General features: G+C 64.1%; 26 protein-coding genes. 21 read left to right on the top strand and 5 right to left on the bottom strand.

Annotated elements, in window-relative coordinates; translation table 11 throughout:
• The first annotated feature begins 16 nt into the window (after positions 1-16).
• The 7 genes from queG (at position 17) to plsY (ending at position 5,871) form a co-directional block, all read left to right on the top strand.
• Positions 17-1,174: a tRNA epoxyqueuosine(34) reductase QueG gene (gene queG / locus ACUXH0_RS21110; protein ID WP_012436310.1), complete on the top strand. Its 1,158-nt coding sequence runs from the start codon at positions 17-19 to the stop codon at positions 1,172-1,174.
• Between the two features lie 258 nt (positions 1,175-1,432).
• Positions 1,433-2,083 (top strand): chalcone isomerase family protein, encoded by a 651-nt coding sequence (locus ACUXH0_RS21105; protein ID WP_024542268.1) that lies wholly within the window; start codon positions 1,433-1,435, stop codon positions 2,081-2,083.
• Between the two features lie 122 nt (positions 2,084-2,205).
• The gene (locus ACUXH0_RS21100; protein ID WP_182594556.1) at positions 2,206-3,183 is read left to right on the top strand and encodes a tripartite tricarboxylate transporter substrate binding protein BugE; all 978 of its coding nucleotides are present in this window, start codon (positions 2,206-2,208) and stop codon (positions 3,181-3,183) included.
• 62 nt (positions 3,184-3,245) lie between these two features.
• The gene (locus tag ACUXH0_RS21095) at positions 3,246-3,722 is read left to right on the top strand and encodes a methylated-DNA--[protein]-cysteine S-methyltransferase (RefSeq protein ID WP_004631779.1); all 477 of its coding nucleotides are present in this window, start codon (positions 3,246-3,248) and stop codon (positions 3,720-3,722) included.
• Complete coding sequence (gene xerD / locus ACUXH0_RS21090) at positions 3,719-4,663, top strand: site-specific tyrosine recombinase XerD (protein ID WP_012436312.1); 945 nt, start codon at positions 3,719-3,721, stop codon at positions 4,661-4,663. The genes ACUXH0_RS21095 and xerD overlap by 4 nt, the downstream gene beginning before the upstream one ends.
• Positions 4,664-4,685: 22 nt before the next feature.
• Positions 4,686-5,177 (top strand): Cys-tRNA(Pro) deacylase, encoded by a 492-nt coding sequence (gene ybaK / locus ACUXH0_RS21085; protein ID WP_012436313.1) that lies wholly within the window; start codon positions 4,686-4,688, stop codon positions 5,175-5,177.
• 70 nt (positions 5,178-5,247) lie between these two features.
• Entirely contained in the window at positions 5,248-5,871 is a 624-nt protein-coding gene (gene plsY, locus ACUXH0_RS21080) for a glycerol-3-phosphate 1-O-acyltransferase PlsY (RefSeq protein ID WP_004631773.1), read from the top strand.
• Here the strand turns inward: plsY and ACUXH0_RS21075 are convergent.
• Positions 5,868-6,884: a GlxA family transcriptional regulator gene (locus ACUXH0_RS21075; protein WP_012436314.1), complete on the bottom strand. Its 1,017-nt coding sequence runs from the start codon at positions 6,882-6,884 to the stop codon at positions 5,868-5,870. The two genes, plsY and ACUXH0_RS21075, sit on opposite strands and share 4 nt — an antisense overlap.
• A 160-nt stretch (positions 6,885-7,044) precedes the next feature.
• On the opposite strand from ACUXH0_RS21075, the gene ACUXH0_RS21070 reads away from it, so the two are divergent.
• On the top strand, positions 7,045-9,432 hold the full coding sequence (locus ACUXH0_RS21070) for an acylase (RefSeq protein ID WP_182594557.1): 2,388 nt from the start codon (positions 7,045-7,047) through the stop codon (positions 9,430-9,432).
• Positions 9,433-9,498: 66 nt separating this feature from the next.
• Here ACUXH0_RS21070 and ACUXH0_RS21065 read toward each other — a convergent pair whose 3' ends face one another.
• Positions 9,499-9,984: a YajQ family cyclic di-GMP-binding protein gene (locus ACUXH0_RS21065; RefSeq protein ID WP_012436316.1), complete on the bottom strand. Its 486-nt coding sequence runs from the start codon at positions 9,982-9,984 to the stop codon at positions 9,499-9,501.
• A gap of 106 nt (positions 9,985-10,090) precedes the next feature.
• Here ACUXH0_RS21065 and murB point away from each other — a divergent pair, with 106 nt between their 5' ends.
• The 3 genes from murB to argG all read left to right on the top strand — a co-directional run bounded on the left by murB (position 10,091) and on the right by argG (position 13,076).
• Positions 10,091-11,119, top strand: a complete 1,029-nt coding sequence (gene murB / locus ACUXH0_RS21060) for a UDP-N-acetylmuramate dehydrogenase (RefSeq protein ID WP_182594558.1) — start codon at positions 10,091-10,093, stop codon at positions 11,117-11,119.
• Between the two features lie 149 nt (positions 11,120-11,268).
• A complete protein-coding gene (gene ppnP, locus ACUXH0_RS21055) occupies positions 11,269-11,586 on the top strand; it encodes a pyrimidine/purine nucleoside phosphorylase (RefSeq protein WP_004631764.1) in 318 nt (105 codons plus the stop codon).
• Positions 11,587-11,738: 152 nt separating this feature from the next.
• A complete protein-coding gene (gene argG / locus ACUXH0_RS21050; protein ID WP_009241391.1) occupies positions 11,739-13,076 on the top strand; it encodes an argininosuccinate synthase in 1,338 nt (445 codons plus the stop codon).
• Positions 13,077-13,162: 86 nt separating this feature from the next.
• On the opposite strand, the gene argF is transcribed toward argG, so the two are convergent.
• Positions 13,163-14,089, bottom strand: coding sequence for an ornithine carbamoyltransferase (argF, locus tag ACUXH0_RS21045; RefSeq protein WP_004631757.1), 927 nt, complete (start codon positions 14,087-14,089; stop codon positions 13,163-13,165).
• Positions 14,090-14,457: 368 nt separating this feature from the next.
• Between argF and ACUXH0_RS21040 the strand changes: the two genes are divergently transcribed.
• Entirely contained in the window at positions 14,458-14,781 is a 324-nt protein-coding gene (locus ACUXH0_RS21040) for a DUF3579 domain-containing protein (RefSeq protein ID WP_012436319.1), read from the top strand.
• Between the two features lie 144 nt (positions 14,782-14,925).
• Here ACUXH0_RS21040 and rpsT read toward each other — a convergent pair whose 3' ends face one another.
• On the bottom strand, positions 14,926-15,192 hold the full coding sequence (gene rpsT / locus ACUXH0_RS21035; RefSeq protein WP_004631753.1) for a 30S ribosomal protein S20: 267 nt from the start codon (positions 15,190-15,192) through the stop codon (positions 14,926-14,928).
• Positions 15,193-15,508: 316 nt separating this feature from the next.
• Here rpsT and murJ point away from each other — a divergent pair, with 316 nt between their 5' ends.
• Entirely contained in the window at positions 15,509-17,062 is a 1,554-nt protein-coding gene (gene murJ / locus ACUXH0_RS21030) for a murein biosynthesis integral membrane protein MurJ (RefSeq protein ID WP_027693064.1), read from the top strand.
• Complete coding sequence (locus ACUXH0_RS21025; RefSeq protein ID WP_004631750.1) at positions 17,062-17,907, top strand: SirB1 family protein; 846 nt, start codon at positions 17,062-17,064, stop codon at positions 17,905-17,907. The genes murJ and ACUXH0_RS21025 overlap by 1 nt, the downstream gene beginning before the upstream one ends.
• 3 nt (positions 17,908-17,910) lie before the next feature.
• On the opposite strand, the gene ACUXH0_RS21020 is transcribed toward ACUXH0_RS21025, so the two are convergent.
• Entirely contained in the window at positions 17,911-18,558 is a 648-nt protein-coding gene (locus ACUXH0_RS21020) for a VTT domain-containing protein (RefSeq protein ID WP_012436321.1), read from the bottom strand.
• A 125-nt stretch (positions 18,559-18,683) separates the two neighbouring features.
• On the opposite strand from ACUXH0_RS21020, the gene mutL reads away from it, so the two are divergent.
• The 7 genes from mutL to napE all read left to right on the top strand — a co-directional run bounded on the left by mutL (position 18,684) and on the right by napE (position 24,577).
• Complete coding sequence (mutL, locus tag ACUXH0_RS21015) at positions 18,684-20,591, top strand: DNA mismatch repair endonuclease MutL (RefSeq protein ID WP_024542265.1); 1,908 nt, start codon at positions 18,684-18,686, stop codon at positions 20,589-20,591.
• A 5-nt stretch (positions 20,592-20,596) separates the two neighbouring features.
• Positions 20,597-21,574 (top strand): tRNA (adenosine(37)-N6)-dimethylallyltransferase MiaA, encoded by a 978-nt coding sequence (miaA, locus tag ACUXH0_RS21010; protein ID WP_012436323.1) that lies wholly within the window; start codon positions 20,597-20,599, stop codon positions 21,572-21,574.
• Positions 21,571-22,101, top strand: a complete 531-nt coding sequence (locus ACUXH0_RS21005; protein WP_012436324.1) for a GNAT family N-acetyltransferase — start codon at positions 21,571-21,573, stop codon at positions 22,099-22,101. The genes miaA and ACUXH0_RS21005 overlap by 4 nt, the downstream gene beginning before the upstream one ends.
• Positions 22,102-22,181: 80 nt before the next feature.
• Positions 22,182-22,922 (top strand): 2OG-Fe(II) oxygenase, encoded by a 741-nt coding sequence (locus tag ACUXH0_RS21000; RefSeq protein ID WP_012436325.1) that lies wholly within the window; start codon positions 22,182-22,184, stop codon positions 22,920-22,922.
• Positions 22,923-22,932: 10 nt separating this feature from the next.
• A complete protein-coding gene (alkB, locus tag ACUXH0_RS20995; RefSeq protein WP_012436326.1) occupies positions 22,933-23,589 on the top strand; it encodes a DNA oxidative demethylase AlkB in 657 nt (218 codons plus the stop codon).
• Between the two features lie 15 nt (positions 23,590-23,604).
• Positions 23,605-24,255, top strand: coding sequence for a DNA-3-methyladenine glycosylase family protein (locus ACUXH0_RS20990; RefSeq protein ID WP_012436327.1), 651 nt, complete (start codon positions 23,605-23,607; stop codon positions 24,253-24,255).
• Complete coding sequence (gene napE, locus ACUXH0_RS20985) at positions 24,143-24,577, top strand: periplasmic nitrate reductase, NapE protein (RefSeq protein WP_404944710.1); 435 nt, start codon at positions 24,143-24,145, stop codon at positions 24,575-24,577. The genes ACUXH0_RS20990 and napE overlap by 113 nt, the downstream gene beginning before the upstream one ends.
• Positions 24,578-24,591: the final 14 nt, after the last annotated feature.

The raw sequence follows: 24,591 nt of genomic DNA, 5'->3' as shown, positions 1-24,591 counted from the left end.
TGCGTACAATTTGGGCATGTCCGCCACCCCCACGTCATCACCCGAAACGAACCTGGATGCACGCCTGCCAGCCGATGCGGCCGGCATGCACGCGCTCGTGGCGCAGATCCGTTCCTGGGGTGCCGAACTCGGTTTCGATGCGGTCCGCATCGCCGATGTCGACCTGTCGCATGCTGAAGAAGGGCTCCAGACATGGCTTGCGCAGGGGTTTCACGGTGACATGGATTATATGGCGAACCATGGCATGCTCCGCGCACGCCCGGCCGAACTTGTTGCCGGAACGGTACGCGCCATCGTCGCGCGGATGCCGTATCTGCCACATCTGGCCGATCCGCAAACACCCGGCAGCGACTGGCGCACCATCGAGTGGGACCGCCTGCGGCGCCCGGAAGACGCCACCATCTCGCTCTACGCACGCGGCCGCGACTATCACAAGGTACTGCGCCAACGCCTGCAGAAGCTGGCCGAAAAAATTGCCGGTGCCATCGGGCCGTACGGCTTTCGCGTGTTCACCGATTCGGCGCCAGTGCTGGAAGTCGCACTGGCTACCAACGGCGGCCTGGGCTGGCGCGGCAAACACACTCTGCTGCTGGACCGCGATGCGGGCTCGATGTTCTTTCTCGGAGAGATCCTCGTCGACCTGCCCTTTCCCGTTGACCCGCCCGTGGAGCCTCTCTGCGGCAACTGCACGCGCTGCATCGACGTGTGCCCCACGCAGGCCATCGTCGCGCCATACACGGTGGACGCGCGACGCTGCATCTCTTACCTGACGATCGAGCACAAGGGCAGCATCCCGGTCGAGCTGCGCGCGGCGATGGGTAACCGCGTCTACGGCTGCGACGACTGCCAGCTCATCTGCCCATGGAACAAGTTTGCTGTGCCGGCCAACCTGCCCGACTTCGATGTGCGCAACGGATTGGATGCGGCCACGCTAGCAGAGCTGTTCAACTGGACCGACGCCGAATTCAACCAGCGGCTGGAAGGCAGCCCGATCCGCCGCATCGGGCACGAGCGCTGGCTGCGCAACATTGCCGTGGCGATTGGCAACGCACTGCGCGCCCCGCTGCCGGATACCACGCGCGCGCAACTGTTTGCCGCCTTGAAAGCACGCGCCGATGACGCCTCGGAACTCGTACGTGAACACGTGGCCTGGGCGCTGGCACAGACGACGTAAGCGCTCGCTCGGGTTAGGCACGTCAACGCATCAGGACTGTGACGCGTCTTTAATCTGATTTTCCAAGTTGCAACGCCGATTGGTTTAAAAACCAAACAAAGTGTGCCTAGCACAGAGCCATGAATGCCTGCTTAACGCTCATGCCAGCAGGGCCTTATACCGCCTAGTACGCAAACGCTTGCGCATCAGGGCAGACACCAATTGTTTGCAAACAAAATATCGGGAAAATGGCGGCTTAATCTCAAACCGCTCACTCCGATGTTTTCCGCTCCTGTTGATCTCCGCTGCGCGTTGCAGGTTGCTGTGCGTGCCTGCTCATCCCGGATGGCACGCGCGTGGCGCGGCGGCGTCCTGGGCGCGGTGTTCTGCGCCGCGTGCGTGAGCCCGGCATGGGCAACGGTGAACGTCGAGGGCGTGCCCTTCGACGACGCCGCACGCGTAGCCGGCCGCGAACTGCTGCTCAACGGCACGGGTCTGCGTTCCGTGTTTGTCATCAAAGGCTATGTGGCAGGCCTGTATCTGCCCGAGCGCGCGAAAAACGCGGCGGTCATCTTGGGCATGAAGGGGCCGAAGCGGCTGCAGATCCACCCGCTGCGCGATGTGGGCGCCGACACCTTCATCCACGCGCTGAACGACGGCATCCACCGCAACCAGACGGAAATTCAAGTGCAGAAGCTGGCCGACCGCCTGACACTGTTGCAAGACGCGATGCGCCAGATCGGCTCGACCAAGCGCGGCGACACCATCAACTTCGACTACGCGCCCGATGCCGGCACCATCATCAGCATCAATGGCGTGACACGCACCAAGGCCATCCCCGGCGAAGATTTCTACCAGGCCGTGCTCAGCATCTTCATCGGCAACAGCCCGGTCGACCGCGATCTGAAAAACGGGCTGCTCGGAAGCTGACAAGCTGACGATTGGCTTTTCAGGGTTTCCCCGGTTGCCGTGTGGCTGGCGTTTGCCGTTGTGCTATTCAGCAGTTTCCCCACAAGAACGCAGAACGCACACCAAGCTACAAGGAGGAAACGATGACCAAGGGACGACTGATCGCCAGCCTGATCGGTGCCGCAGGAATGGCGTTGTGCGGGCCCGCGCTGGCCGACAACTACCCCGCCAAGCCGCTCAAGCTGATCATTCCGTTTCCGCCCGGCGGCACCACAGACATCGTGGGGCGCGGCGTGGCCGACCAGCTTTCCAAGGTGCTGGGCCAGGCCGTGGTGGTGGAAAACAAGGGCGGCGGCGGCGGTTCGATCGGCGCAGACGCCATCGCCAAGGCGGCGCCGGACGGCTACACGATCGGCATCGCCACCGTCTCCACGCATGCCGTCAACCCGGCGTGCAACCCGAAGCTTTCGTACGACCCGCTCAAGGATTTCAAGCCGATCACCAACCTGGCCACGGTGGCCAACGTGATTGCAGTCAACCCGACCTTTCCGGCCAAGAACTACAAGGAATTCGTCGCGGTGCTGACGGCCAATCCCGGCAAATATTCGTTTGCGACATCGGGCACCTGCGGCATCGGCCACATGCTCGGTGAGGAGTTCAAGGTGCTGACCAAAACGCAGATGGTCCATGTGCCGTATCGCGGCGCTGGGCCGGCGCTGAACGACGTGCTGGCCAACCAGGTGCCGATCATGGTCGACAACCTGCCGTCGTCCATTCAGTTCATCAAGGGCGGCAAGCTACGGCCGATCGTGGTGGCGTGGAACAAACGCATCGATAGCCTGCCCGATGTGCCCACCTTTGCCGAAGTCGGCCTGAAGGATGCGAATGACCCGGCGTGGTATGGCCTGGTCGCGCCGGCGGGCACATCCGACGACATCATCCGCAAGCTCAACGAAGCCGCCGTGAAGGCGCTGAAAGACCCCAGCCTCGTGGACCGATTCCGCGGTGCCAGTGCTGAGCCTGTCGGCAATACCCCGCAGCAATACGCGGCCGAGATCAAACGCGAATTCGACAAGATGCGCACCCTGGTCAAGCAGCAGAACATCAAGCTGGATCAGTAACCCTGCCCCACCTGGGGCCTGTGCTAGATTCGCAGGATTGTTTTCCAGCGCCGGCCCCTGTCATGCCATCCCCTTTCGACGCCGTTCTCGAAGCGCCCTTCGGCAAGCTGGGCGTACGCGTGGCCGACGGCGCGCTTCGTGAACTCGTTTACCTGCCGGAAGGCACGCCCCTCGCCAATTCATCGGACGCGTTGATCGCAAGGCTGGCCCGTCAGCTCGATGCGTACTACAGCGACCCTCGCGCGACATTCGACGTCCCGCTCGCGCGCGCCGGCACCGATTTCCAGCACCGCGTATGGCAGGCCATCAGCGCCATTCCGTGCGGCAGCGTCATCACCTACGGCACCATCGCGCAACAGATCGGCAGCGTGCCACGCGCGGTCGGCCAGGCATGCGGTGACAACTGGTTCCCGATCCTCATTCCGTGCCACCGCGTGGTGAGTGCGTCCGGCATCGGCGGGTTTTCGCATCACACGGATGGCTACCTGTTGAACATCAAGCACTGGCTGCTGCGCCACGAAGGCGTGATGCTGATATGAGAAAGGCCGCGCGGAAAGACGCCGAAGCGCCGTCCCTGCCGCCGCAAAGCGCAGATGCCATCCAGCGTTTTTGCGACGCGCTGTGGCTGGAGGATGGCCTCGCCCGCAATACGCTCGATGCGTACCGGCGCGACCTCACGCTCTACGCGCACTGGCTCGCCGAGCGCAACAAGTCCATCGCCGAAACCGAAGACGGTGACCTGGCTGACTACTTTGCCGCACGCCATGCCGAGAGCCGCGCATCGTCCGCCAACCGGCGCCGCACGGTGTTCAAGCGGTTCTTTCAATGGGCATTGCGCGAGCACGTGGTGAACACCGATCCGTCGCGCCTGCTGCCGACCGCCAAGCAGCCGCCGCGCTTTCCGAAGACGCTGTCCGAAACGCAAGTCGAGGCGCTCATCAACGCGCCGGATGTCGACACGCCGCTCGGCCTGCGCGACCGCGCGATGATCGAGCTGATGTATGCGAGCGGGCTGCGCGTGTCGGAAATCGTCGCGCTGAAAACGGTGGAAGTCGGCCTGAATGAAGGCGTGGTGCGCGTGGTCGGCGGCAAGGGCGGCAAGGACCGCCTCGTACCGTTCGGCGCGGAAGCGGGCGACTGGCTGCGGCGTTATCTGCAGGATCGCCAAACGGGCCGCACCGCGCTGCTCGGCGAGCGCACGGCGGACGCGCTGTTCGTCACCGCGCGCGGCGAGGGCATGACGCGCCAGGCGTTCTGGTATCTCATCAAACGCTATGCGCTGCTCGCCGACATTCACGCGCCGCTGTCGCCGCACACGTTGCGGCACGCATTTGCCACGCACCTGCTCAACCATGGCGCAGACTTGCGCGTCGTGCAGATGCTGCTCGGCCACGCGGATATTTCCACCACGCAGATCTACACCCACGTCGCGCGTGAGCGGCTGCGCACACTGCATGCCCAGCACCATCCACGCGGATAGCGACCGTTCTTTCCTGCCCCGTATGAGCAAGTCAAAGCACGTTTCCGAGACGCCCGCCACCCAGTATCTCAAGGCGCATGGCGTGGTGTTTGCCGAACACACCTACGACTACGTCGACAAGGGCGGCACAACAGAGTCGTCGCGTCAGTTGGGCGTGGACGAGCACCACGTCATCAAGACGCTGGTGATGGAAGACGAGCACGCCAAGCCGCTGATCGTGCTGATGCACGGCGATTGTTCGGTCTCGACCAAGAACCTCGCACGCCAGACCGGCCGCAAGACCGTGCAGCCCTGCAAGCCCGAAGTGGCGCAGCGGCACAGCGGTTATCTCGTCGGCGGCACGTCGCCGTTTGGCGTGCGCAAGGCGATGCCGGTGTTTGTGGAAGCGAGCGTGCTGGAGCTGGAGCGCATCTACATCAACGGCGGCAGGCGCGGCTTTCTTGTGAGCATCGCGCCCAGCGTGCTCACCACCGTGCTGAACGCGCAGCCCGTCAACTGTGCAAACCCCGATTGAAACGAACGCGGCGGCTGGGGCACCCTACGCGGCACGCTACAATCCCGCAGCCTGATTTCCTCGATTTCCTATGTCCCCAGTCGTCGCAACCGTCATTTTTGCCCTGGCCGCCTACCTGATCGGCTCGATCTCGTTTGCCGTGGTGGTGAGCCGCGCGATGGGTCTGGCAGACCCGCGCACCTACGGCTCGGGCAACCCCGGCGCCACCAACGTGCTGCGCTCGGGCAACAAGAAGGCGGCCATCCTCACGCTGCTCGGCGATGCGGCCAAGGGCGGGCTGGCAGTGTGGCTGGCGCAATGGCTGGCGCCGCGCTTTGGCGTGGACGAGACCGGCATCGCGCTGGTGGTGATCGCCGTGTTCCTGGGCCACCTGTTTCCGGTGTTCCACCGCTTTGAGGGCGGCAAGGGCGTGGCCACGGCGGCAGGCATTCTGCTCGCGCTGAACGTGTGGCTCGGGCTGGCCACGCTCGCTACGTGGCTCATCATCGCCGTGTTCTTCCGTTATTCGTCGTTGGCTGCGCTGGTGTCGGCGGTGTTCGCGCCGTTCTTCTACGTGCTGATGAACGGCTTCGACTGGATTGCCGGGGCGGTTGCGCTGATGGCGGTGCTGCTTATCGCGCGCCACCGGGCCAATATCGCCAAGCTGCTGGCCGGCAAGGAAAGCCGCATCGGCGAGAAGAAGAAAGCCGCTTAATTTCGCAGTTCGGCGCGCACCGAATGCGCGCGCCGATGTGCCCCCGGCGGCCGCCCCGTGTGCCGCCGGATCAACCGCCGGAAGGCGGACATGTCCTGATAGCCGCACTGCTCGGCAATCGCCGTCAGGCTCAGCGTGCTGACTTCGAGCAAGTGACACGCGCGCTCCACGCGCAACCGGTGCAGCAATTGCAGCGGCGACATCCCCACCGTTTTCGCGAAATGCCGCAGCAGCGTCCGCTCGCTGGTCGAGGCGGCGGCTGCGAGTTTTTCCAGATCAAACGGGTCGTGCAGATGCTGCTGCAGGTAACGCCGCGCGCGCAGCACGACGCTGTCGCGGATGGCCGGCTTGCTGCGCAGCCAGATGCCGATCGCCTCGCCGCGCGAGGGGTGATCGAGCGCCGTATTGCCCAGCGTGCGCGCGAGCCGCGCATCCGCCAATCGCGCGACTAAGCGGTGCGTGAGCGCCACGCCATGCTCCATCGCCCGTGCGGTGATGACGTTGCCGCTGCTGACAATCGCCTGTGCAGGCACCACCTTCAGGCTGGGGAAATTGCCCTGCACCCACCCGGCAATCAGCCACGTGACGGTCAGGCGCTGCCCGGGCGGCAGCACGTCAGCCAGCATCGCCACACCCGTGAACGGCGACGCCACCAACCGCCCGGCCTGCAGATAACGGCGGATGGTGGCGCGCTCCACTTCCAGGAGAGCCAGGCGCTGTTCCAGCGTGCCAATGTGGTCGAAATGCACGGGCGGGACAATCAACGCATCACCGAGCTGCGCGTCGTCATCCGGTAGTGCATCACAACGGCAAGCGAGCGTTTGTGCCGCAGCCTGCCAATGCGCCGGGTCCCGCGCGATGAGTCGCCAGCCGAACATCGGCGTCTTGGCGGCATTGGCGCGCTTGCCGGCCTGCATGGAAGCCAGCGCATTGGCCACGCCAAGCGTGTCGGCAGCCGTTGCCAGTGTGGAAAAGCCCGCGTCGGGAAAGGTCAGCAGGTCGATTTTCGGCATGCCCGAGTATAGGCGTGTGCGGCAATTCCCGTGGCGATATTGACCCCAATTCTGGCGGGAATACCTCTTTCGAATCAGACGCGCCCGATTGACGATGCGACGGTGGCTGCGCACAGACGCAACCGCCCATAACGACACCGACATCAGGAGACAACGCACGATGCAGCGATTCATGCAGGGATGCGCACTGCGCAGCGCGCTTGCCGTGGCCGCACTTGCGGCGCTGGCCGGCTGCGCAAGCACCGACAGTGGCTGGGCCACGCCCGCGGACACCGGCATCTCGGCTGAAATCAGCCGCACCCGCTTCGGCATTCCGCACGTCCGTGCCAACGACTACGCCAGCCTCGGCTTCGGCATGGCCTATGCCTATGCACAGGACAATGTCTGCCTGCTGGCCGACCAGATCGTCACCGTCCACGGCGAGCGCTCGAAGACGTTCGGGCCGGACGGCACGGTCGTGGTGTCGTTCAAGTCGGTGCCGAACACCCAAGCCGACGCCTTCTTCAAGAGCGCATTCGACGAGGCTGGCCTGCGCGCCGGCTATGCGCAGATGTCGCCTGAAGCGCGCGAGCTGCTGCGTGGCTACATCGCGGGCTACAACCGCTATCTGAAAGACACGCCGGCCGCCAACCGCCCAGCCGCCTGCCGCAATGCCGACTGGGTGCGTCCGCTCACGGTAGCCGACATGATGCTGATGGGCGAAGAAAAAGCCATCCAGGCGAGCGCAGGTGCCATGCTGGCGAGCATCGTCGCCGCGCGGCCCCCGGGCGGCGCCCCTGCATCGGCGGTCATTCCACCCCATGCCGTCGACATCGCTGCACTCGACCGCGACCTGCAACTGCGCGATATGCCGATCGGCTCCAACGGCTGGGCCTTCGGCAAGGACGCCACGGATAACGGCCGCGGTGTGCTGCTCGACAACCCGCACTTCCCATGGACGACCACCAACCGCTTCTACCAGGTCCACCTGACCGTGCCTGGCAAGCTGGACGTGATGGGCGCGTCGATTGCCGCGTTCCCCGTCGTCAGCATCGGCTTCAACAAAGACGTGGCGTGGACGCATACCGTCTCCACCGGCCGCCGCTTCACGCTGTTCGAGCTGAAGCTGGCCGAAGGCGACCCGACCACCTACCTGATTGACGGCAAGCCGCACAAGATGACCACGCGCACCGTGGCTTTTGACGTGAAGCTGCCGGACGGCCGCATCGAGCGCCGCACGCACACCTTCTACAACACGGTGTACGGCCCCGTGCTGTCGATGCCCGCCGGTGGCATGCCGTGGACCTCGCAGAAGGCCTACACGCTGCGCGACGCCAATCGCAACAACACGCGCTCCATCGATACTTGGCTGCATATCGCACAGGCCAAGGACGTGGCGGGCATCCAGCAGGCGATCGGCAACCTCGGCATCCCCTGGGTGAACACGATCGCCACCGACCGAAACGGCCGTGCGCTGTTTGCCGATGTGTCGACCACGCCGGACGTGTCGGCTGAAGCGCTCAAGCGTTGCGCGCCGTCGCCGCTCGCAGACAAGCTCTTCAAGGGCGCGGGGCTGGTGCTGCTCGACGGCTCACGCAGTGCGTGCGACTGGCAGGTCGATCCGGCCTCGCCCGTGCCGGGCCTGGTGGCGCCCGCGCGCATGCCGGTACTGGAGCGGGAAGACTACGTCGCCAACAGCAACGACAGCTCGTGGCTGACCAACCCAGCGCAGAAGCTGACCGGCTTCTCGCCGGTGATGGGCTCGACCGACGTGCCGCAGCGCCTGCGCACACGCATCGGCATCATCGAAATCGAACGTCGCCTGAACGGCACTGACGGGCTGCCCGGCAACAAGGTCAACCTACCGAACCTGCAGGCGATGATCTTCCGCGACGCCAACCTCGCCGGCCACCTCGTGCACGACGATCTCCTGGCCGCCTGCAAAGGCACGTCCGATCTCTACACCGATGTACGCGACGGCTGCGCCGCCCTGGCGCAATGGAACCTCACGGACAACGTCGACGCACGCGCTGCGCACCTGTTCCGCGAGTTCTGGATGCGCGCCAAGGACATCCCGCACGTCCATGCGATCGACTTCAACCCGGCTGATCCGGTCCACACGCCGCGCAGCCTGCGCATGAGCGATGCAGCCGTGCGCACGGCCGTGTTCAAAGCATTGAAGGATGCCGTGGGCGCGGTTCGCACCGCCGGCTTTGCGCTGGATGCGCCGCTGGGCACTGTGCAGGCGGCACACGCGCCGGGCGACAACATCACCCTGCACGGCGGCGAGGAATACGAGGGCGTGCTGAACAAGCTGCAGAGCACGCCGATCGGGCCGAAGGGCCTGCAGGTGTATTTCGGCACGAGCTACATCCAGACTGTCACGTTCGACGATCAGGGCCCGGTGGCCGATGCGCTTCTGACCTACGGTGAATCGACCGATCCGGCTTCACCGCATGCGTTCGACCAGATGCGCGAATTCTCGGCCAAGCGCTGGAACCGGCTACCGTTCTCGGAAGCCGCCATCGCCGCCGATCCAGCACTGAAGGTGACGAAGTTGTCGCAGTAAACTTTGCCGCTGCAAATGCAAACGCCCCGCTCGTGCGGGGCGTTTTGCTTGGAAAGCGCGTCGGGCTCAGTCGCGGAAGTTATTGAAATCCAGCGGCGTGTCGCTCACCTCCTTGCGCAGCATGGCGATCACGCTTTGCAGGTCATCCCGCTTGGCGCCGGTCACACGTACCGCGTCGCCCTGGATGCTTGCCTGCACCTTGATCTTGCTGTCCTTGATCGTCTTGACGATCTTCTTGGCCAGGTCGCCCGAGACGCCCTTCTTGATCTTGACGACCTGCTTCATCTTGTCGCCGCCGATCTTCTGCTTGTCCTGGTAGTCCAGGAAGCGTACGTCGACGTTGCGTTTGGCGAGCTTGTTCATCAGCACGTCGTTGACCTGTTCGATCTTGAAATCGTCGTCGGCAAACAGCGTGAGTTCCTGCTCCTTGTGCTCGACCCGGGAGTCCGAGCCCTTGAAGTCGAATCGCGTCGAAATCTCTTTGTTGGCCTGTTCCACGGCGTTTTTCACTTCCACCATGTTGGCTTCGCATACCACGTCAAACGACGGCATCGTGTTCTCCTTGCAGACTTGAATTCGGGTTGCTGCGGCGCCCTTGTGCGGGTGCCGCGTTCGCCATGGCTTCTATAATCTTGGCTTTCCCAGCAGATTTGGCGCCATGGCGTTGCTCGACACGCATTATCCCCTAGGCCAGCACAACACGTTCCGTTTTGAGGCCACCGCCCGCTACGCCGCGCACGTGCGCACGCCGGAAGACATTCCCGCCGCGCTGGCCGACCCGCGCGTGCAGGGCTTGCCTGTGCTGGTGCTGGGTGGCGGCAGCAACGTCGTGCTCACGCGCGATTTCGAAGGCCTGGTGTTGCTGATGGAGATTATGGGCATCGCCACTGGCCAAAGCATGGTCGATGGCCACGCAGTCAACACCATCACCGCAGGCGGCGGCGAATCTTGGCACGGCCTGGTCGCTCACACCGTCTCTCATGGCTTGCCTGGGCTGGAAAACCTCGCGCTGATTCCCGGTACGGCGGGCGCGGCGCCCATCCAGAACATCGGCGCATACGGCGTCGAGATCAAGGACCGCTTCCAGTCCCTGCGCGCCTACGACCGCCACGCCGGCGAGTTCGTCTCCCTCACCGCCGCCGATTGCGCCTTCGGCTATCGCGACAGCCTCTTCAAGCGCGCCGGCGCCGATCGCTACGTCATCACCGAAGTCACCTTCGCCCTGCCGGTGGATTGGCAGCCCGACACGCATTACGCCGAACTCGCGCGCGAGTTGGCCGCGCAGAACATCGCCCGCCCGACGGCGCAGGACATCTTCGATGCGGTTGTCACCATCCGCCGCCGCAAGCTGCCCGATCCGGCGGAGATTGGCAACGCGGGCAGCTTCTTCAAGAACCCCATCGTCGACGCCGCGACGCGCGATGCGCTGGCCGCGCGCTTCCCGAATCTGGTCGGATATGCCCAGCCGGACGGCAAATACAAGCTCGCCGCCGGCTGGTTGATCGATCAGTGCGGCTTCAAGGGCCGGCAGAGCGGCGCAGTGGGCGTGTATGAAAAGCAGGCGCTGGTGCTGGTGCACCGTGGCGGCGGCAGCGCGGTTCAGTTGATGACACTGGCACGTGAGATCCAGGACGCGGTTCATGCGCGCTTTGGCGTACGCATCGAACCTGAACCGGTTGTGGTGTAAACGGGTTGGTGGATGGGCGGGCTGGGCATCTTGCGCCACATCGCATGCGTCTTGGAGCCAGGCGCCCTTCGGCTGACGTACCCGCGGTCGATCCAATGGCCTAAAATGCTTGGTTTGACCCTACGACCTCCCTTTTCGCGCTCCATTTCATGACCACCGAAACCTTTGACGGCGTCCGCCTGACCACCAAGGCCAATGTGTACTTCGACGGAAAGTGCGTCAGCCACAGCTTTACCCTGCCCGACGGCACCAAGAAGTCCGTGGGTGTGGTGCTGCCGGCCACGCTGACCTTCGGCACGGCCGCAGCCGAGATCATGGAATGCGTGGGCGGTTCGTGCGAATACAAGCTCGACGGCACCGATGAATGGAAGACGTCCGGCGCAGGCGACAGCTTCCAGGTTCCGGCCAACTCGAAGTTCGACATTCGGGTGACCGAGGCCTACCACTACATCTGCCACTACGCCTGAAACCGGCTCACGATCCTACTGCGCACTCCGATCTTGGCCCTGCGATGCTCGCCGTACCCATGTACGGCTGCGCTTCTCGAACCAACCTCGGAGCGCTCGCTGCGGATCGTGAGCCGGTTTGAATCCTGAACGGCTATTTGAAGAGAAAGATTATGGAAACCATCCTGCAACATGTTCCCGTCGGCCAGAAGGTCGGCATTGCCTTCTCGGGCGGTCTCGATACCAGCGCTGCGCTGCGCTGGATGAAGAACAAGGGCGCGCTGCCCTATGCCTACACCGCCAATCTCGGCCAGCCCGACGAAGAAGACTACGATGCCATCCCGCGCAAGGCCATGGAGTACGGTGCAGAGAAGGCCCGCCTGATCGACTGCCGGCCGCAGTTGGCCAATGAAGGCATCGCCGCAATCCAGTCCGGCGCCTTCCACATCAGCACCGGCGGCATCACGTACTTCAACACCACGCCGCTGGGCCGCGCCGTGACCGGCACCATGCTGGTCGCCGCGATGAAGGAAGACGACGTCAACATCTGGGGCGACGGCTCGACCTTCAAGGGCAACGACATCGAGCGCTTCTACCGCTACGGCCTGCTGACCAACCCGGCACTGAAGATCTACAAGCCGTGGCTGGACCAGGCCTTCATCGACGAGCTGGGCGGCCGCGCTGAAATGTCGGCCTTCATGACCAAGGAAGGTTTCGGCTACAAGATGAGCGCCGAGAAGGCCTACTCCACGGACAGCAACATGCTGGGCGCCACGCACGAGGCCAAGGATCTGGAGCACCTGAACAGCGGCATCCGCATCGTCAACCCAATCATGGGCGTGGCGTTCTGGAAGCCGGAAGTCGAGGTCAAGGCGGAAGAAGTCTCGATCACCTTCGACGAAGGCCGCCCGGTCGCTGTCAACGGCCGCGAAATCGCCGACCCGGTGGAGATGTTCCTGGAGCTGAATCGCATCGGTGGCCGCCACGGCCTGGGCATGAGCGACCAGATCGAAAACCGCATCATCGAAGCCAAGAGCCGCGGCATCTACGAAGCCCCGGGCATGGCGCTGCTGCACATCGCCTACGAGCGCCTGGTGACCGGCATCCACAACGAAGACACCATCGAGCAATACCGCATCAACGGTCTGCGCCTGGGCCGTCTGCTGTACCAGGGCCGCTGGTTCGATCCGCAGGCCATCATGCTGCGCGAAACCGCCCAGCGCTGGGTGGCCCGCGCCGTGACCGGTACCGTCACGCTGGAACTGCGCCGCGGCAACGACTACTCGATCCTGAACACCGAGTCGCCCAACCTGACGTACGCGCCGGAGCGTTTGTCGATGGAGAAGGTGGAAGACGCGCCGTTCAGCCCGGCCGACCGCATCGGCCAGCTCACCATGCGCAACCTCGACCTGATGGACACGCGCGACAAGCTGGCCATCTACTCAAAGGCCGGCTTGCTGTCGCTGGGCACCGCCAACGCGCTGCCCCAACTCGACGGCGGCAAGAAGTAACTGCCTGCCGCTTCAAGGCAAAAAGGCCGCTCCGACGTCAATCGGAGCGGCCTTTTTTATGCCTGCAGATCTGGGCGACTGCGCGCTCAGTAGCGACCGCAGAGCAGATATTCCATCAGCGCCTTCTGCACGTGCAGGCGGTTTTCCGCCTCGTCCCACACGACGCTCTGCTTGCCGTCGATGACGGCCGCTTCGACTTCCTCGCCGCGGTGAGCGGGCAGGCAGTGCATGAACAGCGCATCGGGTTGCGCGCGCTGCATCATCGCCTCGGTGACCATCCAGTCGCCAAAGGCCTTCTTGCGCGCTTCGTTTTCAGCTTCGTAGCCCATGCTGGTCCACACGTCCGTGGTCACCAGATGCGCGCCGTCGCAGGCTTCGAGCGGGTTTTCGAACACATGCACGAACGGCAAGGCGGAATCGGCCACCATGGCCGGATCCAGCTGATAGCCCTTCGGCGCAGAAAAATGGAAGCGGAAGCCGAGAATCTCCGCCGCCTGGATCCACGTGTAGGCCATGTTGTTGGCATCGCCCACCCAGGTGACGGTCTTGCCCTTGATGGGGCCGCGCTGCTCGATGAAGGTAAAGATGTCGGCCAGCACCTGGCACGGGTGGTATTCGTTGGTCAGCCCGTTGATGACCGGCACGCGCGAATGCGCAGCAAAGCGCTCGATGATCTCCTGCCCGAAGGTGCGGATCATGATGATGTCGGTCATGCGGGAGATGACCTGCGCCGCGTCTTCGATCGGCTCACCGCGCCCAAGCTGGGAATCGCGCGTATTCAGGAAGACTGCGTGACCGCCGAGCTGGTGAATGCCGGCTTCGAACGACAGGCGCGTACGCGTGGAATTCTTCTCGAAGATCATGGCCAGCGTGCGGTCGTGCAGCGGGTGCCACGTCTCGTAGTTCTTGAACTTGGCCTTGAGGATCGCGGAACGGTCCAGCAGGTATTCGTACTCTTCCAGAGAAAAGTCCTTGAACTGCAGGTAGTGCTTGATCGAGCTTGGTGGGTTCATAAAACAACGAAGGCGGCCTGCAGTTGACGCACCGGGAACATCCCGTGGCACGTCGCCCTAGCCGCCTTGCCTGTTGAAGATTCAGGCCATCATACGGGATCGCCACCGGTTTGGCGAGTTTCGCGCCTGCGCGGGCCGGCTACATAAAGGCCTGGGTGAAAGGCCGATGAAAGTCTTATATAAGATATAATACTTGCTGCCTCGGATGCCCCAACCGTCCGCAAACCGGTACGACAAGCCGGTCCGTCCGGTTCATGAATCGGCAACCAGGCAAGCGCATCATCTGCACCACAAGTGCACCCCGCTCGAACGTTGCGGCACCCGCACGGTCGAAGTCGTTTGCAAATCTCCACAGCCCCACGCAGTCCATGGCAGCCAACCCTCGCCAATTCTTTATCCAGGGCGTCACCCGCGACGGAAAAACCTTCCGCCCGAGCGACTGGGCCGATCGGCTGTGCGGTGTGATGGCGCAGTTCCGCCCTGCCGGCGATTCCGGAGATCCCCGCTTCACCTATTCCCCCTACGTGCGCCCCGTCATGTCGGGCGGCATCCGCAGCGTATTCGTCGACGAGCGCCTGCGCGACATCGAACCCAAGGCGCTGGATTTCGTACTGAACTTCGCGCACGACAACAATCTCCAGCTCGTGGAAGCCTGCATCCTGCCGGAAGGCGGTGCTCCCGCGAAAAGCTAATCTTCGCAAGCTCGTCCGACGCAGCGCCTCGCACATTTACAGCGCGCGCAAAATACAAAAAGCCCGTCCGAAGACGGGCTTTTTTATCGTCGGAGCGCGACGTTGCGTGTCGCGCCATGCCGGCTAGGCCGGCATCAACCGAACTTAGGCAGCCATTGCCTTGATGGCAGCGGACAGACGCGACTTGGCGCGTGCAGCCTTGTTCTTGTGGACGATCTTCTTGTCAGCGATGCTGTCGATCGTGCTTTGGGCGGTCTTGAATGCAGCAGCAGCTGCAGTCTTGTCGCCAGCGGCCACAGCCTTGCGGACGCCCTTGATTGCGGTACGCAGACGCGAGCGCAGAGCCGAGTTGTGAGCGTTCTGAACGACGGCTTGGCGTGCGCGCTTGCGTGCTTGTGCGGTGTTTGCCATGGAAAAATCCCTGAAGAAACGGTAGCAAGCGCCCCGGGAGACACGGAAGGCCGAAGCGCGCAAATTGGTGAAAGACGGCAATTATACGCAGACTTCCGCACCCAACGCAAACCCTGTTGTGAAAATCGCCCGGATAACGGCAGTTTGCGGCTTTTGCGGCACTTTTTGGCGCATGCCGAGCCGGTCCCTATAATACGGCCGCAATTGTGCCCTCCGGTCACGTCAGTCACCCCGGGCGCGAACCCCGCATGGCGCCGTCGGTCAGACCGCCATCGCCGTGTTTGCCTCTCAGGCGGCGCCCAACCACGCATTCATCTTGAATCTCCTCAAAACACTCGCCACGATCAGCGGCCTGACGATGCTCTCGCGCATCACGGGGCTCATTCGCGAGACGCTGATCGCCCGCGCTTTCGGCGCCTCGGTTTACACCGACGCCTTCAACGTCGCCTTCCGTATCCCCAACCTGCTGCGCCGGTTGTCCGCCGAGGGCGCGTTCTCGCAAGCGTTCGTGCCGATCCTGGGTGAATTCAAGAACCGCCAGGGCGAAGCTGAAACACGCGCGCTGGTCGACTCCGTGGCTACGGTGATGACGTGGTTCCTGGTGATCATCTCGGCGTTGGGCGTGATTGGCGCGCCGTTGATCGTCACCGCGGTCGCCACCGGCTTCAAGGAGCACGAGAGCCAGGCGTACATCTCGGCGATCTTCATGACGCGCGTGATGTTTCCGTACATCGGGCTGGTGTCGTTGGTCGCGCTGGCGTCGGGCATTCTGAATACGTGGCGGCAGTTCGCGGTGCCGGCGTTCACGCCGGTGCTGCTGAACCTGTCGTTCATCGTGGCAGCGGTGTTTGTGGCGCCGTACCTTGATACCCCTATCTACGCACAAGCCTATGCGGTGATGGTGGGCGGCGTCCTGCAGCTGGCCATCCAGATTCCATCATTGCGCCGCGTGGGCATGCTGCCGCGCGTGTCATTCAATGTGCGACAAGCGTGGCACCACCCGGGCGTGCGGCGCGTGCTCAAGCAGATGCTGCCGGCCACGCTATCGGTGTCCGTCGCGCAGATCAGCCTGATCATCAACACCAACATTGCGTCGCGCCTGCCGACGGGCAGCGTGTCGTGGCTGAACTACGCAGACCGGCTGATGGAATTCCCGACCGCGCTGCTGGGCGTGGCGCTCGGGACGATCCTGCTGCCCAGCCTGTCGAAGGCCAGCGCGGAGAACAACCGTGAAGAGTACTCATCGCTGCTCGACTGGGGCCTGCGGCTGACCGTGCTACTGGCGGTGCCGTCTGCGGTGGGCCTGTTCGTATTTGGCGCGCCGCTCACGGCCACGCTGTTCCACTACGGCAAATTCACCGGCGTGGACGTCGAGATGACACGCCAAGCGCTGACGTCTTACGGCGTGGGACTGATCGGGCTGATCGTCATCAAGATCCTGGCGCCCGGCTTCTATGCGCGGCAGGACATTCGCACGCCGGTGAAGATTGCGCTGGTGGTGCTGGTGGCGACGCAGTTGTCCAACTATGTCTTCGTGCCGATTTTCGGGCACGCCGGGCTGGCGCTCTCGATCAGCTTTGGCGCGACCATCAATGCGGCGCTGCTGTTCTTCGGTCTGCGCCGGCGCGGTTATTACCATCCCCTGCCGGGCTGGGGGCTGTTCATCGCGCAAGTGATGTCGGCCGTATTGCTGCTGGCCGGGGCGCTGCTGTGGCTTGCCCACAATTTCGATTGGGTGGGACTGGGCGCCAAGCCGCTTGTGCGCATCGCGCTGCTCGGGGCAAGCCTGGTCCTGTGCGCGGTGGTCTATTTCGGTACACTGTGGCTCACCGGATTGAAGTTCTCCACGTTCCGAAAAAAGGCCATCTGATGACCACTAAAGTCCTCGATTATTTTTCGGCCCTGGTCGCGGACGACGACAGCATCCCCCTCACAGAAACCGCCCTGTCGATTGCGCAGGACGCGTATCCGGATCTGGACCTGCAAGCCGAGCTGGCTGCCATTGACGTGCTCGTCGCGCGGATCAAAAACCGCATCGCCGAGGGCACGCCCGCCATCCAGCGCCTGCGCCTGCTCAATCAGTTCTTCTATCGCGAGTTGGGCTTCGGCCCCAATGCAAACGATTACTACGACCCCGAGAACTCTTATCTGAATGCGGTGCTGCAGAGCCGGCGCGGCATTCCGATCTCATTGGCCGTGCTGCTGATGGAAATCGGCCAGCAGATCGGCCTGCCGCTCAAGGGCGTGTCTTTCCCCAACCACTTCCTGGTGCGCATGAGCATTCCTGCGGGCGAGGTCGTGCTTGATCCGCTGACGGGGCAGACACTGTCGAAGGAAGAGTTGCAGGACATGCTCGACCCGTACCTGGAAAAGGAAGGCATCGAAGACCCGAACACGGTGCCGCTCGGGGTGTTCCTGCAAGTGGCCACGCATCGCGAGATCATCGCGCGCATGCTGCGCAACCTGAAGGCGATCTACCTGCAGGAATCGCGCTGGCAACGCCTGCTGGCGGTGCAGCAGCGGCTGGTGATCCTGCTGCCCGATTCCATCGAGGAAGTGCGCGACCGGGGGTTGGCCTACGCCAATCTGGAGTGCTTCCGGCCCGCGCTGGAAGATCTGGAAGCCTATGTGGACGCCCGGCCCGATGCAGCCGACACGGCCAAGCTCAAGGAGCGCATGCCAACACTGCGCGCCATGAGCAAGAACCTGAACTGACGCTTACTTCTGCGCGACGGCGCCGCGACGGCGTTTGAGCAACTTCCACAGCCCGCCGAGCATTAGCGGCACAATCGCCGCGCCCAGGCCAATCAGCACGATCGTGTTCAGGTGATCGCGAATCACGGGCACATTGCCGAACGCCTCGCCCGACAGCACAAGGATCGCCACCCACAGCACCGCGCCGATCATGTTGAAGAGCTGGAACTTCGCGAACGTCATCTTCGACACGCCCGCCACAAACGGCGCGAACGTCCGCACCACCGGGATGAAGCGCGCCATCACGAGCGTCTTGCCGCCGTGGCGTTCGTAAAAGGTGTGGGTCCTGAGCAGCGCTTGGTGATCAAGGAAGCGGATGTGACCGTCGAATACCTTGGGGCCGATCCAGGAGCCGACGAAATAGTTGACCGTGTTGCCCGTCGTCGCGGCAATCACCAGCAGCACGATGAGCAGCCAGGCGTCCATCTGGCCGGTGGCGCACATGGCGCCGGCAATGAACAGCAGGGTGTCGCCCGGCAGAAAAGGCAGCACCACGAGCCCGGTTTCGGCAAACACGATGGCGAACAGCAGCACGTAGACCCACGCGCCGTATTGCTGAATCAGCAAGCCCAACGACTTGTCGACATGCAGCACGATGTCGACCAATTGCATCACGATATCCAAACCATCCCCCTGAACGAGCGGGAAATGATACCGGATGTGACTTAGATTTCCCCTAGCCGTTGGCGAGGCTTGCGTCGGTGCGCCGCACAGGGCGTGACATCTATAATGCCGCGATGACTTCCGCCTCGACTTCCCGCCGCCCCATCCGCCCGCTTCCCGACCAGTTGATCAGCCAGATCGCTGCCGGCGAGGTGGTCGAACGGCCAGCGTCCGTGGTCAAGGAACTGCTGGAAAACGCACTGGATGCCGGTGCCACGCAGCTCCAGATCAAGCTGGAGGAAGGCGGCGTGCGGCGCATTGCCATCACGGACAACGGTGGCGGCATTCCGGCTGACGAACTGCCTGTCGCGCTGATGCGGCATGCGACCAGCAAGATCGGCTCGCTGGAAGAGCTGGAATCGGTGGCCACGCTGGGGTTTCGGGGCGAGGCGCTGGCCTCGATTGCCTCGGTGGCGGAGTTGACGCTCACGTCGCGCACCGCCCATGACGCCCACGCCACGCAGATCATTGCGCAGACCGGGCGCGCGCAGCCGGCGTCCGGCGGCGTCGGCACCACCGTCGATGTGCAGCATCTGTACTTCAACACGCCGGCGCGCCGCAAATTCCTGAAGACCGAGCAGACCGAGTTGGGCCATTGCATGGAAGTGATCCGCCGCACCGCGCTGGCGCGGCCCGACGTGGCCATCTCCGTGCATCACAACGGCAAGCCGCTGGAGCATTGGAACGCCACGCAGGCGGATTCGCGCTCGGCGGCCGTGCTCGGCACCGAATTCGCCCGCGCACGCCTGCCTTTCGAGGAATCGGCCGGCGAACTGCGTCTGTTCGGCTTTGCCGGCCTGCCGACCGCCTCGCGCGGCCGGGCTGATCATCAGTTCTTCTACGTCAACGGCCGTTTCGTGCGCGATCGCCTGCTCACCCACGCCGTGCGCAGCGCCTACGAAGACGTGCTCCACGGCGACCGCTTCCCCGCCTACGTGCTGTGCCTGGAGCTGCCGCCCGAAGCGGTGGACGTGAACGTGCATCCGTCCAAGATCGAGGTGCGCTTCCGCGACAGCCGCGCGGTGCACCAGTTCGTCTATCACGCGGTGCAACGCGCACTGTCCCGCCACGCCGGCGAACAGGGCGACAGCCTGCGCACCGACATCGCCGAAGCGCCTGAGGGTGCTGGGGTCGCGACGGCACCCTCGCCGGCCGACAACACCACGCGCTGGATCAACCAAATGGCCGCGCGGCAGACGTCGCTCGGCATTGCGCAACCGCGTGCAGAATATCTGTCCATGATGCGCGGCGATAGCGCGCCCATGCCGCCGACCCGCCCTGCCTGGATGGCCGATGTGCCGAGCGCCGCGACATTGTTCGATGGCGGCGCCGCAACCGCGCAATCGCCTGCCGCCGTTGCAGAGCCGGCCGCAGCTCAACAGGCTGATGAGGACGATGCCCACCCGCTCGGCTTTGCCGTCGCCCAGTTGCACGGCATCTACGTGCTGGCGCAGAACACGCGCGGCATGGTGCTCGTCGACATGCACGCCGCGCACGAGCGCATCCTGTACGAGCAACTCAAGACCGCGCTCGAAACCAAGCGCGTCGAGGTGCAACCGCTCCTCATTCCGGTCACGTTTGCCGCGAACCCGGTGGAGATCGGCACCGCAGAGGAATTCCGCGACACGCTCACGCTGCTCGGCTTTGACATCTCCGCCGTGTCGCCGACCACGCTGGCGGTGCGATCGGTGCCGACGCTGCTGCAGAAGGCCGATGCGCAAGCGCTCGCCCGCGACGTGCTGCGCGATCTGCACGCCTACGGCGGCTCGCGCGTGCTGGCCGAACGCCAGAATGAACTGCTTGCCACGCTGGCGTGCCACTCCGCCGTGCGCGCCAACCGCCGCCTGAACCTGGACGAGATGAACGCACTGCTGCGCCAGATGGAAGCGACAGAACGCGCCGACCAATGCAACCACGGTCGCCCGACGTGGATCCAGCTCACCGTGGCTGACCTGGATCGTCTCTTCCTGCGTGGCCAGTAATTCCGATGATTGCGTCTGCTGCAAGCGCCCCGCGCGCGATTTGCCTGCTCGGGCCGACGGCGTCCGGCAAGACCGCCGCCGCATTGAAGCTGGCCGAGCGCTGGCCGGTCGAGATCATCAGCATGGATTCCGCGCTGGTGTATCGCGGCATGGACATCGGCACCGCCAAGCCCAGCGCCGAAGAACAAGCCATCGCGCCGCATCACCTGATCGACATCATTGATCCGCTCGATGCCTACTCCGCCGCGCAGTTTGCCAATGATGCGAACGCGCTGATCGATGCCATCCGCGCACGCGGCAAGCTGCCGCTGATCGTCGGCGGCACGATGCTGTATTACAAGGCGCTCACGCAAGGGCTCTCCGATTTGCCCGGCGCCGACCCTGCCATCCGCGCGGAGATCGATGCCGAAGCGGCACGCGATGGCTGGCCCGCGCTACACGCGAAACTCGCACTGGTCGACCCGGTGACGGCCGCGCGATTGCACACAACCGACGCGCAGCGCATCCAGCGCGCGCTGGAGCTGTATCGTCTGACCGGTCAGCCGATGTCCGCCCTGCTCGCACGCGAGGTCGGCGCGAATGCGTTCCAGCAGCACGATGCGGCTGCGCCGTATCTGACGATCGCGCTGGAACCGTCCGACCGCCTCGTGCTGCACGCGCGCATCGCACAGCGCTTCGATGCGATGCTCGCCGGCGGCCTGCTCGACGAAGTGGAGGGCTTGCGCCGCCGCGGCGATCTTTCGCCCACGCTGCCGTCCATCCGTTGCGTCGGTTACCGCCAGGCATGGGCTTACCTGGAAGGCGAAATCGACATGGCTGCCCTGCGCGAACAAGGCATCGCCGCAACCCGCCAGCTCTGCAAGCGCCAGATCACCTGGCTGCGCAGCACGCCGGAGCGGCACGTGGTCGATTGCCTCGCGCCCGATTACGTCGACCAGGTCGCGCGCCTGGTCCAAACCTCACTGGAATCGCAATCCCAATGACCGCCGCCACCACTGCGACTCGCTTCACGCTGCGCCCCGCCACCCCCGATGACTGCACCTCGCTCGTTCGCCTGATCTCTGCGCTGGCCGAATACGAAAAGCTCACGCACCTGGTGCAGACCACGCCCGAAGCGCTGGCGACGATGTTGTTCGGGCCGCGCCCGTACTGTGAGGCGGTGCTGGCAGAAGTCGACGGCCGGGCCGTGGGCTTTGCGCTGTTCTTCCACAACTTCTCGACCTTCCTGTGCAAGCCGGGCCTGTATCTGGAAGACCTGTTCGTGGAGCCCGAATACCGCGGCCTGGGCATCGGCAAGGCACTCCTGATCCACCTGGCGCGCCTGGCGCAGGAGCGGGACTGCGGCCGCTTCGAATGGAGCGTGCTCGACTGGAACGCGCCGTCCATCGCCTTCTACGAAGCCATGGGCGCCGATGTGCTGCCGGAGTGGCGCATCTGCCGCGCCACCGGTGATGCACTCACCAAGCTGGCCGCCACCGCCATGCCCGCCAGCCTGGCCGCACACGCCTGAATTCGACCGCAAGCTCCGGAGTGCCACGCGCACTCCCGTGAGCGTACGCTTGGCGTATCGAATCTCCGAAAGGAGCGCATATGCCGCTTTCCACGGCCGCCGCGCATGTCAGCGCGGGGCACCGTCCCGATCTAGAAGGCGTCGACTGGCGCGCCGTTGAAGACGCGCTCAACGATGTCGGCAGCGCCGTATTGCCGAGCCTGCTGGACAACGATGCCTGCGACGCCCTGACCGCGCTGTACCCGCAGGACCGCCTATACCGCTCGCGCGTGGTGATGGAGCGCCATGGCTTCGGGCGCGGCGAATACCAGTATTTCGCGTATCCGCTGCCAGATCTGATTGCACAGCTGCGCACGTCGCTTTATCCGCCGCTGGCGACCATCGCCAATCGCTGGAACGAAGCTATGGATATCGACGTGCGCTATCCAGCCAAACACGCCGATTTCCTGCGCCGCTGCCACGAAGCCGGCCAGTTGCGCCCGACGCCGCTGCTCCTGCGATACGGCCCCGGTGACTACAACTGCCTGCATCAGGATCTCTATGGCGAGCACGTCTTCCCGCTGCAGGTGGCCATCCTGCTGTCGGAACCCGGCGTCGATTTCACCGGCGGCGAATTCGTCATGACGGAGCAGCGCCCGCGGATGCAGTCGCGGCCCGAAGTGGTGCCGCTGCGCAAAGGCGATGCAGTGGTCTTTGCGGTGCACCATCGGCCCGTACAAGGCACGCGCGGTACGTATCGCGTGAACATGCGCCACGGTGTGAGCCGCCTGCGCTCGGGTCAGCGGCATACTGCAGGCATCATCTTCCACGACGCTCTGTAGCCTGCTCACCATGACCACCGGCGATCTGTTTGGCGACCACCCACCCGCTGACGACACACGCATTGCGCTCGGCGAAGCGGCGTTTGTGCTGCGCGGCTTTGCGCTGTCGGAAGCGCCGGCCCTGATCGCGGCGGTGGATGCCATCGCGCAGCAGGCCGCGTTTCGGCACATGGTCACGCCGGGCGGCTTTGAGATGTCAGTCGCGCTCACCAACAGCGGCGCGCTGGGCTGGACATCAGACCGCCGCGGCTACCGCTATGCCACGCACGACCCGCTCACGGAAGCCGCGTGGCCGCCGCTGCCCGATGTGTTCCTGCGTTTAGCGCACAGCGCGGCCGCCGAAGCAGGCTTCCACGGCTTCACGCCAGACGCCTGCCTCATCAACCGCTATGTGCCGGGCGCGCGCATGTCGCTGCATCAGGACAAAGACGAGCAGGACTACGGCGCGCCGATCGTCTCAGTGTCACTCGGAATGCCGGCGGTCTTTCTGTTTGGCGGACATCGCCGCGCCGACAGACCGCAACGCATTCCCCTGTTTCACGGTGATGTCGTCGTCTGGGGTGGCCCGGATCGCCTGCGCTATCACGGGATTGCACCGCTCAAGGACCACCCGCACGCAATGCTGGGCAGCCAGCGCATCAACCTCACGTTCCGCAAGGCCGGCTGACCGGCAAATCAGCGCATGACTATCGCCGCAGATCTGTCCGAAAGCGCCTACCGGCAAGCCGCAACCTTCCTGGCCACGCTGGACGAAGACTGGGCACGCCATATTTCCGCCACCGGCCCCTGCCGCCACACCGCCAAGCCAGCGCGCGAACCTTATGAAGCACTGATCCGCGCGATCGCCTATCAGCAACTGCACGCCAAAGCCGGTGACGCCATCCTCGGACGTTTCCTTGCGCTGTATCCGGCAGCCGCTTTTCCCGCACCGCAACAGGTGCTCGCCACAGAGGAGGCGACGCTGCGCGCCTGCGGTTTCTCTGCGATCAAACTGGCGACCATTCGCGGCATTGCACAAGCCGCGCTCGACGGCATCGTGCCTACGCGTGAGCAAGCGCTCGCCATGCCGGATGAAGCCCTCATCGAGCGGCTGGTGACACTGCGCGGGGTTGGCCGGTGGACGGTCGAAATGCTGCTGATCTACACGCTGGAGCGCTCGGACATCTTGCCCGCAGACGACTTCGGCGTGCGCGATGGCTACCGACGTTTGAAGCGGCTCGATGCCACGCCCACACGCAAGCAGATGGAGACGATTAGTCTTGCGTGGAGCCCGTATCGAACCGTCGCGGCCTGGTACTTATGGCGCGTGCCCGTCAATGTTTCAGGCTCGTGAATCCGGCAAATCTTGCGCTAGATCACGCCACGACGACATATTGCTTGCGCGATATATGTCACGCCGGGATCATGCAAAAACCTTGAATTCCCGTGCGACGTTCACTTTACTGGAAAACGTTCGCGCCATTAGCGCCGCCCTCATTGGTCGAGTCATCGTGGAACAGCCCCAAAACGTCGACGCGCGACGTAAATCCGAAGAGCTGCGGAGCTTTCTGTTTCTGACGGCCGTCATGGTGCCGGTTCTTTCCGTCATTATCGTGGCCGGCTATGGCTTTATCGTCTGGGCAACCCAATTGCTGAGCGGTCCGCCAACGCATTGAAATACGCCCCCGGG

The sequence above is a fragment of the Ralstonia sp. 110700041-2 genome, assembly GCF_056280165.1.
Note: the sequence above shows the minus strand (reverse complement) of the source record. Positions and strands in the feature narration are given on the sequence as shown.